The sequence below is a fragment of the Kutzneria sp. CA-103260 genome (assembly GCF_018263855.1).
Classification (GTDB): Bacteria; Actinomycetota; Actinomycetes; order Mycobacteriales; family Pseudonocardiaceae; genus Kutzneria.
On the sequence record NZ_CP073318.1, the window covers coordinates 3,804,054 to 3,818,627 of the forward strand.

10 protein-coding genes and 1 pseudogene are annotated in these 14,574 nt (G+C 70.2%); 5 read left to right on the top strand and 6 right to left on the bottom strand.

Going from position 1 to position 14,574, the window contains the following annotated elements:
- Position 1: 1 nt before the first annotated feature.
- Genes JJ691_RS16225 through JJ691_RS16235 form a run of 3 tightly spaced genes read right to left on the bottom strand, consistent with a single transcriptional unit; the run spans position 2 to position 3,167 of the window.
- Positions 2-1,333, bottom strand: coding sequence for an ABC transporter substrate-binding protein (locus JJ691_RS16225; RefSeq protein ID WP_211769588.1), 1,332 nt, complete (start codon positions 1,331-1,333; stop codon positions 2-4).
- Positions 1,334-1,367: 34 nt separating this feature from the next.
- Positions 1,368-2,234 carry a carbohydrate ABC transporter permease gene (locus JJ691_RS16230; RefSeq protein WP_211769589.1) on the bottom strand — a complete coding sequence of 289 codons (867 nt, stop codon included), beginning with the start codon at positions 2,232-2,234 and terminating at the stop codon, positions 1,368-1,370.
- Between the two features lie 3 nt (positions 2,235-2,237).
- A complete protein-coding gene (locus JJ691_RS16235; protein ID WP_211769590.1) occupies positions 2,238-3,167 on the bottom strand; it encodes a carbohydrate ABC transporter permease in 930 nt (309 codons plus the stop codon).
- A 170-nt stretch (positions 3,168-3,337) separates the two neighbouring features.
- Here JJ691_RS16235 and JJ691_RS16240 point away from each other — a divergent pair, with 170 nt between their 5' ends.
- Positions 3,338-4,327: a LacI family DNA-binding transcriptional regulator gene (locus JJ691_RS16240; RefSeq protein ID WP_211771515.1), complete on the top strand. Its 990-nt coding sequence runs from the start codon at positions 3,338-3,340 to the stop codon at positions 4,325-4,327.
- Between the two features lie 41 nt (positions 4,328-4,368).
- On the opposite strand, the gene JJ691_RS16245 is transcribed toward JJ691_RS16240, so the two are convergent.
- A complete protein-coding gene (locus tag JJ691_RS16245; RefSeq protein ID WP_211769591.1) occupies positions 4,369-5,382 on the bottom strand; it encodes a LacI family DNA-binding transcriptional regulator in 1,014 nt (337 codons plus the stop codon).
- A 58-nt stretch (positions 5,383-5,440) separates the two neighbouring features.
- Positions 5,441-7,093, bottom strand: coding sequence for a glycoside hydrolase family 27 protein (locus JJ691_RS16250; RefSeq protein WP_249227974.1), 1,653 nt, complete (start codon positions 7,091-7,093; stop codon positions 5,441-5,443).
- 705 nt (positions 7,094-7,798) lie between these two features.
- Here JJ691_RS16250 and JJ691_RS16255 point away from each other — a divergent pair.
- The 4 genes and pseudogenes from JJ691_RS16255 to JJ691_RS16270 all read left to right on the top strand — a co-directional run.
- Positions 7,799-8,821, top strand: a pseudogene (locus JJ691_RS16255) (arabinofuranosidase catalytic domain-containing protein); the annotation flags it as partial.
- A gap of 241 nt (positions 8,822-9,062) precedes the next feature.
- Positions 9,063-10,676 carry a glycosyltransferase gene (locus JJ691_RS16260; protein WP_211769593.1) on the top strand — a complete coding sequence of 538 codons (1,614 nt, stop codon included), beginning with the start codon at positions 9,063-9,065 and terminating at the stop codon, positions 10,674-10,676.
- Positions 10,666-11,448, top strand: coding sequence for a hypothetical protein (locus JJ691_RS16265; protein ID WP_211769594.1), 783 nt, complete (start codon positions 10,666-10,668; stop codon positions 11,446-11,448). The genes JJ691_RS16260 and JJ691_RS16265 overlap by 11 nt, the downstream gene beginning before the upstream one ends.
- A complete protein-coding gene (locus JJ691_RS16270; protein WP_211769595.1) occupies positions 11,337-13,193 on the top strand; it encodes an ABC transporter ATP-binding protein in 1,857 nt (618 codons plus the stop codon). Before JJ691_RS16265 ends, JJ691_RS16270 begins: the two co-directional genes overlap by 112 nt.
- 57 nt (positions 13,194-13,250) lie before the next feature.
- Here the strand turns inward: JJ691_RS16270 and JJ691_RS16275 are convergent, their stop codons facing one another.
- Positions 13,251-14,459, bottom strand: a complete 1,209-nt coding sequence (locus tag JJ691_RS16275) for a cytochrome P450 (protein WP_211769596.1) — start codon at positions 14,457-14,459, stop codon at positions 13,251-13,253.
- Positions 14,460-14,574 lie beyond the last annotated feature (115 nt).

Genomic DNA, 14,574 nt, shown 5'->3' on the forward strand with positions numbered 1-14,574 from the left:
GTCAGCCCGCGGTGACGGTGAAACCCTGCTGGTTGCCGTAGTCGACCAGCGCCGACTGCCACGCCTTCAACCCGGCGTCCAGATCGGTGCCGTTGAGGTAGGCCTTGCCGACGGAGTCGGTGTAGACGGTGTTGGCGTACAGCTGGTAGGGCAGGTAGCTCCAGCCCTTGACGACGTTCTTGGCCGCCTCGGTGAGCACCTGGTTGACCTGCTGGCCGCCGAAGTACGGGTCGGCGGCGTCCACGAAGGACGGCGTGGCCAGGTCCGCGGTGGTGGCCGGGAAACCGCCGCTGGCCAGGAACGACTTGACGCCGTTGCCGTGGTTGAGCCAGCGGACGAAGGCGGCGGCCAGCGCCGGGTTCGCGCTCTGCTTCAGCACCGACTCGGTGCTGCCGCCGTTCTCCGCGGTGGCCGGCTGACCGTCGTAGGTCGGCATCGGCGCGACCGCCCACTTGCCGCTGCCGGCGGCCACCGAAGCCTTGAACACGCCGGGCATCCAGGCCCCGGTGACCAGCGTGGCGATCGTGCCGTCACCCAGCGCCCGGTACCAGTCGTCGCTCCAGCCCTTCACTGTGGACAGCAGCTTGCCCTGCACCAGCTGGTTCCACACGGCGGTCCACTTCCGTGCGCCCGGGTCGTCCAGGCTGATCTTCACGTTGCGGCCGTCGGTGCTGAACGGGTGGCCGCCGGCCTGCCAGATCATGCTGGTGGTGAAGCCGGGGTCGCCGGTGTCGGAGGTGATGAACTTGGTCGGGTCGGCGGCGTGCAGCTTCTTGGCCGCGTCCAGGTACTCGTCCCAGGTCTTCGGCACGGCGATGCCGTACTTGTCGAAGTCCTCCTTGTTGTAGAACAGGGCCATCGGACCGGAGTCCTGCGGCAGCCCGAACAGCCCGCTGCCGACGCTGACGCTGGTCCAGGTGGAGGCGGTGTAGTCCTTCTGGAACGCGCCGAAGCCGTACTGGTTCAGGTCGACCAGCGAGCCGGGCAGCGCGAACTGCGGCAGCGCCTGGTACTCGATCTGGGCGACGTCGGGACCGCCGGAGCCGGCCTTGATCGCGTTCTGCAGCTTGGTGTACTGGTCGTTGCCGGTGCCCGCGTTGACGAGGTTGACCTTGACGTTCGGGTACTCCTTCTCGAACGCGGCCACCTGGGCCTTGGCCGAGGGCGTCCAGCTCCAGTAGGTGATCGTGCCGCCCGCCTTGAGGGCGGCGTCGACCGAGTCCTGGGTGCCGGACGCCGAGCCCGAACCCTGCCCCGGTGAGCCGCAGGCGGCGACGAGCGCGGCGGCCAGTGCCAGCGCGGCGACTGCTCTGTGGCGGCGGAATGGTGACATCGCGGGGTTTCCCTTCAAGGCGGCGGTGACTTGACTACTGCTTGACGCTTCCCGCGGTCAGACCGGACTGCCAGAACCTCTGCAGGAACAGGAAAGCGACGACGAGGGGGACGATGGTGAGCAGCGACCCCGTGATCACGAGGTGGTAGACGGGCTGCGCGGCGGCCCCGATGGCCTGCGCGCTCCACTGGTTCAGCCCGACGGTGAGCGGGTACCACGTCGGGTCGCTGAGCATGATAAGCGGCAGGAAGTAGTTGTTCCAGGTGGCCACCACCGCGAACAGCGCGACGGTGACGATGCCCGGGGCCAGCTGCCGCAGCGTCACGGACAGGAAGATGCGGAGCTCGCCGGCCCCGTCGATGCGGGCCGCCTCCATCATCTCGTCCGGGATCGCGTCGGTCGCGTACACCCAGATCAGGTACAGCCCGAACGGGCTGATCAGGGACGGGATGATCACGGCGAGCGGCGTGTTGGTCAGGCCGAGCTTGCTGAACAGCAGGAAGGTCGGCACCGCGAGCGCCGTGCCGGGGACCGCGACCGCGCCCAGCACCACCGCGAACACCGCCTGGCGGCCCCGGAAGCGGTACTTGGCCAGGCCATAGCCCGCGGCCGTGGCGAGCACGGTCGCCCCGCCGGCCCCCACCACCACGTACAGCAGGGTGTTGCCGAGCCAGCGCAGGAAGATTCCGTTGTCATAGCTGAAGGTCTGCCCGATGTTGTCGAACAGCGCGAACGGGCCGCCGAGGGCCAGGCCGGGGGTGGACAGCAGCGCGGGCTGCGTCTTGGTCGCGCTGATCACCAGCCACGCCAACGGAACCAGCGAGTAGAGCAGGTAGAGCGCCATCACCGCGGTCAGTGTGCGGGAGCGCCGGGGTCGCAGCACCGAGATCGAGGCGGCCATCGCTCACGCCCCCTTTCGGCTGCCGCGCAGCTGCACGACGTAGGCGATCACGGCGGTGATCACGCCCATCACGATGGCCACCGTCGCCGAGTAGTTGTACTGCTGGCCGGCGAAGGACAGGTTGTAGGCGTACATGTTCGGCGTGTAGTAGGTGCCGATCACGTTGGGGGCCAGCGTGCGCAGGATGTTGGGCTCGTTGAACAGCTGGAAGCTGCCGATGACGGAGAAGATGGTGGCGATCACGATGGCGCCGCGCAGCGCCGGCAGCTTGACGCTCAGGATGGTGCGCAACGGGCCCGCGCCGTCGATGGCGGCGGCCTCGATCAGGTCGGGCGGCACCACCTTCAGCGCCGAGTAGAAGATCAGCATGTTGTAGCCGGCGAACTCCCACGTGACGATGTTGCCGATCGACGTGAGGATCCAGTCCTTGGACAGCGGCTGCACCACACTCTGGCCGAGCAGGTGGTTGAGGTCGGCGGCCAGCCCGAAGGTGTCGCCGTAGATGAAGCCCCACATCAGGACCGCGACCACGCCCGGCACCGCGTACGGCAGGAAGATCACGATCCGGAAGAAGCCGGCCGCGTGCAGCCGGGCGCTGTCGATCGCGAACGCGGCGACCAGCGCCAGCAGCAGCATCACCGGCACCTGCACGGCCAGGAACAGCGACACCCGGCCGAACGCCGCCCAGAACTTGGCGTCGGCCAGCGCCTCGCCGTAGTTGCCGAGGCCGACGAACACCGTGCCGCCGAAGAACGCCTGGTCGCGGAAGAGGCTGAGGCCGAACGCGTAGCCGAGCGGGGCGAGGAAGGTCAGCGCGAACACGACCGCGAACGGCGCGACGAAGAGCCACCCGCGCCGGTGGTGGCGCTGGGTGCGCGCCCTGGCCGACCCGCCGGCGCGGGTGAGCGGCAGTGATCCCGCTGTGGACGTCATCGTCCCTCCGGTTCTGACACCAGTGGACGGAACCACGTGATGTTTACGTCAACACGGACGCGGCGAGGCTAGCTTGTTGACGTAAACATGTCCAGGATTCGCCGGAGGTACAGCGAGTGCGGGAGAATGCCGAGGTGTCACACCGTCACGCCGCCGGGCGCGGTCCGTCCATGGCCGACGTGGCGCGGGAGGCCGGGGTCTCGGGCCAGACGGTCTCCCGGGTGGCCAATGGCAGGACCAACGTCGACGCCGACACCCGGCAACGGGTGCTCGCGGCCATGCGCCGGGTCGGATACCGCCCCAACAGCGCGGCCCGCGCCCTGCGTTACGGCCGGTTCCGCAGCATCGGCGTGATCATCTCGACGCTGGCCACCTTCGGCAACAGCCGCACCCTGGACGCGATCACCGCGGCCATCGCCGACGAGGGCTTCTCCATCGTGCTGATGCCGGTGCCGAGGTCGACCCAGGGCGAGGTCACCAGCGCGTTCAGCCGGCTCAACGAGCAGGCGGTGGACGGCGTGCTCATCCTGATCGAGCGGCACCAACTCGACCAGAGCGAGATCGAGCTGCCCGACGGGCTGCCCGTCGTCGTGATCGACTCCAGCGCCCGCTACCGCTACCCGGTGGTCGACACCGACCAGTCCGAGGGCGCGGCGGCCGCGACCCGGCACCTGTTGGCGCTGGGCCACGACACGGTCTGGCACATCGCCGGCCCGCCGCAGTCCTACGCCGCCGAACGCCGGCTCAACTCGTGGCGGGCCACCCTGGAGGAAGCCGGACGGACCGCGCCGCCCGTGCTCGTCGGCGACTGGTCGGCGGCATCCGGGTACGAGCTCGGCCAGCGGCTGGCCGCCGACCCGGCCGTCACGGCCGTCTTCGCCGCGAACGACCAGATGGCCCTCGGCCTGCTCCGCGCGCTGCACGAGGCCGGCCGGTCCGTGCCCGGCGAGGTGAGCGTGGTCGGCTTCGACGACATGGACGAGGCGGCCTGCTTCTGGCCGCCCCTCACGACCGTGCGCCAGTCGTTCGGCGACGTCGCCCGGCACGCGGTCGCCGCGCTGCTCGCCGAGATCTCCGGCGACGACCGTGGGCCCGCCGTGACGCGGGTGGCGACCGAGGTGGTCGTGCGATCCAGCACCGCGCCCCCGCCCGCCCGCTGAAGGCAGACATTCCCGGCGTGGTGGGGGCCGCGCTCGTCACATCACGACGTCACCGGTCCGGGTCCCGTGCTCTCGCGGACGGTGAGCCTCGGGGCGAGCAGCCTCGTCTCCGGCTCGGTCTCCCCGTCCAGCTGTCGCAACGCGGCTTTGACCGCCAACTGCCCGAGTTCGAGGGTCGGCAGCGCCACCGAGGTGAAACGGACCGGTGGCCGCTCCGCCTCTTCCTCGTGACACACGGCCACCACCGAGACGTCCACCGGCACGCGCCGACCGCGCCGTCGCAGCTGTTCGACCACCAGGGGCAACACGATCTCGTTCTCCACCACCAGCGCGGTGGCGCCCGGGTCCTCTCCGAGCAACGCGTCCAGGCAGCTGCGGACCGCCTCGGCCGAGACGCCGCAGGGACGCCACCGGGTGCGCAGGCCGTGCTTGACCGCCGAGGCGTCGAAGGCGCGGGTGAACCGCCGCGGCAGACCGGTTCCTCGTGCGGCGGCCGACAGCGGTGCCCCCACCAGTCCGACCGACCTGTGTCCGAGGTTGGCCAGGTGTCCGGCCGCCCGGTCCGCCGACGCGGCGAAGTCGACGCCGACCGAGGGCAGGCCCGTCGACCGGTCCGGCTCCCCGACCAACACCACCGGACGGTCCAGCGCGAGCAGCGCCGGGATCCGGGGATCCGAGGCCTGCACGTCCATCACGATCAACGCGTCGGCGACCGCCGTCGACGTCGCCCGCCGCAGCCCCGCCACGCCGGCGTTGCCGGTGAACAGCAGGAGATCGTGATCCCTGGCCCGCGCGGCCACCATCGTCGCGCCCACGAATCGGGTCAGCGCCGACGGGTCGGTGTCGGCCCACAGTGGGGCCACCAGGCCCAACACGCCGGTGCGATGCCGGGGCGCCGCCGTCCGCCGACCGGGCGGGCGGTAGCCGAGCTGGCGGATGCACTGCTCCACCTGCCTGCGGGTTTCGGCGGAAATGGACCGCTTCCCGTTGAGCACATAGGACACCGTGCTCGGCGCCACCCCGGCCGCCCGAGCGACGTCGATGATCGTCACCACGTTCCGGCTCCCTTGCCGTCGAATCCGCCGACACCCCAACAAAAACGTCCACCGGAGGTCAGCGCAGGCTCCAGAGCTGGTTGTCGCCGGTCCCGCAGGTCCAGAGGATGATCTTCGTCCCGTTGCCGGTGCCGGCCTGACCGGCGTCGAGACACAGCCCGGACGCCACGCCACGGATCGTGCCGTCGGGATCGACGCTCCACCGCTGGTTGTCCTGCCCGTTGCAGTCCCAGATCACCACCGCCGTGCCCGGCGCCGTGCCGGCGTTCATGGCGTCCAGGCACTTGGCGCCCCCGTACACCGTGAGCTGCCTGCCGGCGGTGTAGGTCCAGCGCTGGTTGTCCTGCCCGTTGCAGTCCCACAGCTGCGCCTGCGTGCCGTTGGCCGTCGAGTAGTTGTTGATGTCGAGGCAGCGGTTGGACTGCTTGCCGGCGATTGCGGCGACCCTGGTGCCGACACCTGGCTTCTCCACGCCGGTGACGGTCAGCAGCACGGCTTCGTGCGCGGGCACGGTGACGGTGTAGCTCGTGTTCATCGAACCGCGGTCGGTCGCGCTCCAGACGTCGCGGACGGCGGCGGTGTCGGCGAGCCCGAGGTCGGCGAAGCGCACGGTGATGGGGCTGGCGGTGTCGGTGCGGTTGAGCGCGACCACCGCGCGACGGCCGCCGCCGGCGAGGATCTTGCTGTAGACCTGACGGCCGTCCTGGTCCTCGGCGACCTTCACCCCCTGCTTGCCGAGGACATCCTGGTCGATGGCGACGACTTCCCGGTTGGTCAGCACGGCCCTGGTGTCCGCGCTCATGGTGGCGATGTTGTTGCCGGCCAACAGCGGAGCCCCGGAGATCGCCCACAGGCTCATGTGGGTCCGGTTCTGCGCCGCGGTGAAGCCCGGCAGGCCGACGACGAGCATGTCCGGGTCGTTGTAGTGGCCCGGTCCCTGGGCGTCGGGGTGCATCGCGGCGTCGAAGTTGGCCAGCACGTGGTCCATGGACGGGCTCTGGCCCCACAGGATCAGGTCGTCGCTGTCCCGCCACATGGTGGACATGCCCGGCGCCCAGTTCCACGGGGCCTGGCGGCCCCAGTCGCAGATGGACAGCAGGAGCGGCCGGCCGGTCTTCGCGGTGGCGCGGCCGATCGAGTCGCTGATCGCCTGGTATGTGCTTCGCGCGTCCAGGCCCTCGTGGTCGCCACCGCACCAGTCGACCTTGACCAGATCGAATCCCCACTGGGAGAACTGCAGGAAGTCCTGGTCGTAGTGGCCCTCGCTGCCCGAGCCGGGCGCCGCCGGGCGGCCCGTCGGGTAGTAGTAGCCGCAGCCGTCACGCCCGGCGTCGGTGTAGATCCCCGCCTTGAGGCCCTTGCTGTGGATGTAGTCCACCATCGCCCGCATGCCGCCGGGCCAGTCGTTCTGGTCCACGGTGATGGTGCCGGCGCTGTCCCGCGTGCCCTGCCACCAGCCCTCGTCGATGTCGACGTACTGGTAGCCGGCGGACTTCAGGCCACTGGCGACGATCGCGTCGACCTGCGTCTTGATCACCTTGGCGTTGATCGCGGCGGCGTAGGTGTTCCAGGACGCCCAGCCCATGGGCGGCGTGGTCCCGGCGGCGGTCGTCCCGGCGGTGGTCGGTGCGCCGCCTTGTTCCGGCGGACCGGTCACCGCCACCGCGGACTGGGTCAACGCCAGGGACAACGCCACGACCGCGATCGCCACGGTCCGTCCGCGACCTCGTCGACGCGGCTTGATCACCATGCAGGGCCACCTCTCGGGTGTTAGCGCTAACACTTCGGTCGCGGAGCACAGTTGACGTTTGCAGGGTTGAACCGCGAGACCGAATGCGGCCAAGTTAGGGGTGGTCCGATCCGCTGTCAAGAACCCCCTGTGCACGGCAGACGTCGCCACCGGCCGGCAAACCGACAACACCTCGAGCCCCGACCGGCGGAACCGAGCCGTCCTTCGGCCGTCGCCGCACCCGTGGGACGTTCGACGGAATTCGATGACCGGCGGGGCCTTTCCAGCGAAATTCGGTCAACCTGTTGACACCGCCGACAGCCAGGTCCCAGCATCGGGGAGCGGTTGCGACCGAGCGGTCGCGGACCGTGAGGAACCCGCTCACTCGCCCAAGGACGTGCGAACGTGACCAGACACCGGCCCATCAGGGATGCCGGACGGCGCCGCCGGCCGGCTCCCGGCAGCGGATGCGCCGGTCCGCCACCGGTCGGCGACAACGCGGCGAAATCCCCCTGACGCCAGCGCGACACCCCTGCGCTCCCCGCTACCGGCAGCCGTCGAATGTTAGCGCTAACACTCTCGTGCGCCCCTCGACGCGGAGCAGGCGAGCATCGTCGCCGCTGGCACCAACGCAGTACGGAAGGGAGCACATTCGTGCGGAAGTCAGCAAGCGCGAGCCGGCTGGCCGTGATATCCGCGGCCGTCGGACTCGCCCTCACCGGTGTCGGTCTGGTGGGCACGCAGACCGCGTCCGCGGCTACCAACGGCCCCTGCGACATCTACGCCGCCGGCGGCACACCCTGCGTCGCCGCGCACAGCACCACCCGGGCCCTGTACGCCGGCTACAACGGCCCGCTGTACCAGGTGCGGCGCAGCTCCGACAGCCACACCACCAACATCGGCGTCCTGTCGGCCGGCGGCTACGCGAACGCCGCGACGCAGGATTCCTTCTGCGCCAACACATCGTGCGTGATCACGGTGATCTACGACCAGTCCGGCCGGGGCAACAACCTCACCCAGGCCCCGCCCGGCGGCTTCCAGGGCCCGGCGGCCGGCGGCTACGACAACCTCGCCAACGCGACCGCCGCGCCGACCACCGTCGGCGGACACAAGGCCTACGGCGTCTACGTGGCGGCCGGCACCGGTTACCGGAACAACCACACCTCGGGCATCGCGACCGGCGACCAGTCCGAGGGCATGTACGCGATCTTCGACGGCACGCACTACAACGGCGGCTGCTGCTTCGACTACGGCAACGCCGAGACCGACTCCCACGATGACGGCAACGGCACTATGGAGGCCATCTACTTCGGCAACATCAAGGTCTGGGGCTACGGTGCCGGCAACGGCCCGTGGGTGATGGCCGACCTGGAGAACGGCCTGTTCTCCGGCGTGAACCAGCACTACAACGCGGGCGACCCCACCGTGAACTACCGCTACCTGACGGCGATGGTCAAGGGCGGCCAGAACCGGTGGGCCATCCGGGGCGCCAACGCCCAGTCCGGCGGCGTGTCCACGTTCTACAACGGCAAGCGCCCCAACGTCTCCGGCTACAACCCCATGCGCAAGCAGGGCGCCATCATCCTCGGCATCGGCGGCGACAACAGCAACGGCTCCGCCGGCACCTTCTACGAAGGCGTGATGACGTCCGGCTATCCGTCCGACAGCACCGAGAACGCCGTGCAGGCCAACATCACTGCCGCCGGCTACCGCTGACCGAACCCGGCACGGCCGCCGTCCTCCCCGCCGACGGTGGCCGTGCCGCGTAGCGCGGCCTCCTGGTGCAGGGCCCGCTCGCAGCACACACGATGGTGTCGAGCGGCTGTGGCCGACCGGCCAGTGCTGGGTCCGGCGGCACCCGACCATCGGCCGCATTCGCGGGTCGACGGCCGTCGGCCGCCGCAGGTCCGGTTACTTTGCGTTCGGGTCCGTACGACGCGAAGGAGCCGGCATGGCGATACCTGGGGGCGACGCGAGCAGGTTCTACCCGTCCGCCGGCTTCTTCCTGGCGCTGGCGGTGTTCGCCGGTGTGGTGGCGATCCAGTTGTCGCTCGTGCGTGATCTTGCCGACGCGGTCGTCTGTGCGGTGCTCGTGCTGCCGGTCTTCGACACCAGCCTGTTCCTGTTCCTCCGCCTGCGGGTTCTCACGGCACCGCTCGCGGACCGGTCGGCCGGCGCGCCGACCCCGGTGACGCTGCCGAAGATCACCTTCGTCCTGCCGTCCTACCGGGAACCGTTCGACGTGAAGACGATGACGCTCGACTCCGTGCTCGCGGTGCGGTACCCGGGACCGGTCGAGATCATCTCGGTGGACAACTCGCCCGACCCGGACACGGCGGACCAGCGGCGCTGGCGCGACCATGTGGCCGCGCGGGGCGTCGTGTTCCTGCACAACGGGGATCCCGCCGCGTCGAAACCCGGCAACCTGGACCTCGCCCTGAGCCGGGCCACCGGCGAGTTCGTGGTCTTCGTGGACGTCGACTCGACCCTGCCGGCCGATCCCGGCTGGCTGTTCACCGCGCTGCGCGACTTCGCTGCCGAGCCCGGCCTCGGCTACGTCCAGTTCCACGTGGTCCCGACCAACGGGCACTTCAACCAGCTCACCGAGGGCACGGCGCGGTACCTGCACCTGCACAACGCCGTCGAGGTGGTCGCCGGCCAGGGCGGGTTCGCGATGTTCAAGGGGCACAACGCCATCTGGCGGCGGACGGCGCTGGACGCGATCGGCAGCTGGCGCGAGCAGTTGGACGGCCGGATAATCCTCGCCGAGGACTTCGTCAAGGCGCTGCACGCGTACCGACTCGGCTACCACGGGCGGATCTCGTGGCTGGCCACCGGGGAATGGATTCCCAGCTCGCTAGCAGCGTTCACGTCGATGTGGCAGCGGTGGATCTACGGCACGATCCAGGCGGTGGCCAAACAGCGCCCGTCCGCGTTGCTGCGCTCCCCCGAGTTCGGCCCCTTTGACAAGATCGAGATCCTGCGGCGGGTCAAGTTCGGCACTTTTGTCGTGCCATACCTGGCTTTCGTCGCGGCGGCGCTCTTTCCGAGCGCCGTGCTGATCCCGTACCTGCTCCTGTTCGCCGGCACGCTGCTGGCCGGGCTGGTGGCCGGCGCCCGCGTCGACGCGTCGTTCGGGCGGCGGTCCCGCGGCGGCACGCCGTTGCGGACGCACGCGGTGGCGGCGATGGCCGAGCTGTACGTCAACATGATCGGCTGCTTCACCCAGCTCAGGTACATCGGGCACCGGCTGCGCCGCCGAGCCCCCGGCGCGTCGTGGACGTTGACGCACAAGGGAACCCAGCGCCGCCTCGGCTTCACCGACGCGCTGCGGCGCAACGGCGCCGTCTACGCGAGCCAGGGGGCGCTCGCCGCGATCGCCGCCGTGCTGCTGATCACCGACTCGACCGGCCCGGTCGTGGTTTTCCTGCGCGCGGCCGCGCTGCTGCACTTCGTCGCCATCCTGCTCATGCCGGCCTGTCTCGGTCGCACCACCCGCGCCGAGGACAACCACGCCGGCGACGCGACCATCGACCCGCGACTGGAGTTGACCGATGTTGCCTGACACGACCACGATGGCCGAGACGTACGAGCGCGACGGCCTGCTCCCGGACGCCTACGACCTCGCCGACCCGAGCGTGGTGCCCGATCTGCGCGCGGACATTCCCCTGTACCGCATGGAGATCGCGCGGATGCGGGCGCAGAAACTGTTCCGGGTGCCGTATCTGCTGACGCAGTCCATCATCACGGCCGCGCACGACCCGGCGATCCTGGCCACCGTGCGGTCCGTCCTCGGCACCGACGAGTTGGTGATGTGGGGCGCGAACCTCCAGGTCGGCACGCCCAACGAGGCCAGCCTGTGGCACACCGACATCGAGAGCTGGCTGTGGCCGACGGTCACCGTCGTGGTCGGCCTGAGCGGCTGCCGACCGGAGAACTCCACGATCTGTGTGCCCGGCTCGCACCGCCTGCCGGTGCAGCCGTGGGCGATCGCCGACAACTCCGACGCGGACGCGGTGCTGCGCGCGGCGCAGTCCCTGGATCCACGCTGCGACACCATCTCCGACTTCGCCGGGTTCGCCGACAACCGGTTCTACGTCTTCAACGCCAAGTGCTGGCACACCGGCCGGGAGGGCACGTCGGCCGGCCGCGAGCTGCTGTTCCTGCACTACGACAAGGCGTCGAATCCGCGCATCCCCTACATGGACGACTACGAGGACCGGACGTGGTTCGACTTTCCCGCCAGCTGGCTGACGGTGGCCGGACCGACCCGGTTCGCCGTCAACCGGGAGCTCTACTCCGTGGCGGACAAGGAATATCGGGGCGTGATCCGCTGACCGCGGCCGACTGGCATCACGGCGACGGCCCGCTGCGCATGCTGGCCCGGCTGTACCGGCCGGACCGCAGCCGGCTGGTCGCCGGCGTGTTCCTGTTCGCTGTCAAGCACTCCCCGAACTGGCTGCTGCCGCTGGTCACCGCCGAGATCGTCGACACGGTCGTGCGGCACGATCCGATCGCACACCTGTGGCAGGCCGCCGGGCTGGTCACGTTGATGCTGGCGCTGAACCCGCCGGTGCACCTGCTGTACGTGCGTTGCGTCTACGGCAGCGCACGTCGGGCCAGCACGGCGCTGCGTTCCGCGCTGTGCCAACGGATCCAGACCCTCTCGGTCAACCACTCGCAGGCCAGCGCGAGCGTGCTGCAGACGAAAGTGCTACGGGACGTCGAAGCGGTCGAGGAGATGGTGCAGCAGACCGCGGACAACGGCCTCGGCGCGATCACAGTCCTGGTCGGCGGCCTGGTCGTGATCGGCTTGCGCAGCCCGGAATTCGTCCCGGTGGTCATGGTCGTCGTGCCGTTGGCGGGGCTGCTGGTGTTGCGGCTGCGGGAAAGGATGCGTCAGCACAACGAGGAGTACCGGCGTGAGGTGGAGAACCTGTCCGAGCGGGTGGCGGAGATGACCCACCTGCTGCCGATCACCCGCGCGCACGGTCTCGAACGCACCGCGCTGCGGCGGATGGACGGTGTCCTACAAAGGGTGCTGTCGGCCGGGCTACGGCTGGACCGACTCAACGGCCGCTTCGGCGCGTTCGCGTGGGTGCTGCTCAACACGCTGGGCGTGGTGTTCCTCGCCGGCGCGGCGCTGGTCGCCTACTACCGGCTGCTGCCGGTCACGGCCGGCGACGTCGTCCTGCTGAGCACGTTCGTCACGCTGCTCACCGCCAACATGACCGGGCTGCTCACGCTGGTGCCGGTGATCAGCCGGGGCCTGGAGTCGGTGCGGTCCATCGGCGAGGTGCTTCAGGCCACCGAGCTGGAGCCGAACGAGGGGCGGCGGCCGGTGCGGGCAGTGGCGGGGGCCGTCGAGTTCCGGCGCGTCGACTTCGCCCACCACCGCAACGGGCCGCGCGCGGTGCGGGACTTCAGCCTGGCCGTGTCGCCCGGGGAGACGGTCGCCATCGTCGGCCCGTCCGGCGCCGGCAAGTCCACGCTGCTCAAGCTGGTGCTCGGGCTGATCCGGCCGACCGGCGGCCAGCTACTGCTCGACGGCGTCGATGTGGAGACCCTCGACCTGCGCAGCTATCGCCGGTTCGTGTCGTTCGTGCCGCAGGATCCGGTGCTCTTCGATGGCTCGGTGCGGGACAACGTGGTCTACGGCCTGGACAATGTCGACGACGATCGGCTGCGGGCGGCGCTGCGTGACGCGTACGCGCTGGAGTTCGTCGACCGGCTGCCGCACGGCGTCGACACCTTCGTCGGCGAGCACGGCACGCGGCTGTCCGGCGGCCAGAAGCAGCGGCTGGCCATCGCCCGGGCCCTGATCCGCGATCCCAGCGTCCTGGTGCTCGACGAGGCCACGTCCGCATTGGACTCCCGGGCCGAGGGGCTTGTCCAGGAGGCGCTGGGCCGGCTGGCCCACGGACGTACGACGTTCGTGGTCGCGCATCGGCTGTCCACCGTTCGCGACGCCGACCGGATCGTGGTCATGTGCGACGGCCGGATCGAGGAGATCGGCACCCACCACGACCTGCTGAGCCTCGGCGGCACGTACACCCGACTCCAGGACGCACAACTGGCCTGACGATTGACCGAGCCGGATCTCAGTCCACAGTGGAGGATCGGCTCATTCACCCTGTCCTCAGCTGACCGGGCCCCAGCTGACCGGCACGCTGACCAGTCCGCCGCTGACCACGTTCAACCGCGGTGTGAGCTGTTCCGTCGGCACCGCCAGCCGTAGGTCGGGCAGCCGGTCGGCCAGGCAGCGCAGCACCGCGGTCAGCTCAAGTCGGGCCAGTGCCGCGCCGACGCAGTGGTGCGGGCCGTGGCTGAAGATCAGGTGCGGCGTGTCCGTCCGGTCGATGTCCAGCCGGCCGAGATCGTCGTCGCCGGCATTGGTGTACGACAGCGCGCGGAAGGAGATCATCAGTGTGCTGCCGGCCGGAATCACCGTCCCGGCCACGGTCAGGTCGGCGGTGGTGAACCGGACGGTGCCGACGTCGCCGGCGGTCGGCGGATAGAGCCGGAGGATCTCCTCGACGGCCGCCGGCACCAGTGCCGGATCGGCGGTCAGCCGGGCGAACTGGCCGGGATGCGTGAGCAGGCCGACCGTGCCGTACTCGATGACCACCGCCGTGGTCTCGTGGCCGGCGACCATCATCGTGGCCGCCAAGGCGATCACCTGTTGTTCGGTCAGGGTCGGATCGGCGTCGAGCGCCGCGCCGAGATCGGACAGCAGGTCCTCCCCCGGCTCGACTTTCTTGGCTGCCAGCAAGGAACCCAGGTGCTCCCGCAACGCATGCCAGTCCCGCCACGCCCGGTCGGCGTCGCCCTCGTCCGACGACATCAACGCCGAGTCGGTCCACCTGCACAGCTGCGACGCGTCGTCACGCGGCACCCCGAGCAGGTCGCAGATGACCAGCGCCGGCAGCACGGAGGAGAGGTGGGCCCGCAGGTCGGCGGGCGGCCCGGCGGCAATCATCTCGTCGACCAGATCGGCCGCCATGCGGTCGATCCGGGTCCGCAGCCGCGCCAGCCGGCGGGCGCTGAACGCGGGCGTCACCAGCCGGCGCAGCTTCGCGTGTTCCGGTCCGTCCAGCGCGAACAGCGACTGGGTCACCAGCGGCGACAGGCCGTACCGGGACTGGCCGGCGGCGCCGGGCGGCGCGACCACCACCGAGGGGTCGGTGAGCAGCCGGCGCGCGTCCTCGATCCGGGTCACCAGCCACATCGGCCGGCCGGACCGCTTGCGCACCCGGACCACCGGACGCTCGTGCAGGGCAAGGAATTCCGGAGACGGCGCCGCACCGTACGGACGGGGCATCGGCACCGCGGGCAGCTCGGCACTCATCCGCGTGTCCACCGTCCCAGACTGACACAGCGGACGGCCGTCGCGCCGAGACGTAGACCTTCGGCCACAGCGGCGAATCGCGCGGTCCCGGACCACATCTTCGGCGATAGCGTCG

What these genes read in the sequence shown, in the direction of transcription:
- JJ691_RS16230 (WP_211769589.1), bottom strand. Translation starts at nt 2,234, where the DNA reads ATGGCCGCCTCGATCTCGGTGCTGCGACCCCGGCGCTCCCGCACACTG.
- JJ691_RS16225 (WP_211769588.1), bottom strand. Translation starts at nt 1,333, where the DNA reads ATGTCACCATTCCGCCGCCACAGAGCAGTCGCCGCGCTGGCACTGGCC.
- JJ691_RS16240 (WP_211771515.1), top strand. Translation starts at nt 3,338, where the DNA reads ATGGCCGACGTGGCGCGGGAGGCCGGGGTCTCGGGCCAGACGGTCTCC.
- JJ691_RS16260 (WP_211769593.1), top strand. Translation starts at nt 9,063, where the DNA reads ATGGCGATACCTGGGGGCGACGCGAGCAGGTTCTACCCGTCCGCCGGC.
- JJ691_RS16265 (WP_211769594.1), top strand. Translation starts at nt 10,666, where the DNA reads ATGTTGCCTGACACGACCACGATGGCCGAGACGTACGAGCGCGACGGC.
- JJ691_RS16275 (WP_211769596.1), bottom strand. Translation starts at nt 14,459, where the DNA reads ATGAGTGCCGAGCTGCCCGCGGTGCCGATGCCCCGTCCGTACGGTGCG.
- JJ691_RS16235 (WP_211769590.1), bottom strand. Translation starts at nt 3,167, where the DNA reads ATGACGTCCACAGCGGGATCACTGCCGCTCACCCGCGCCGGCGGGTCG.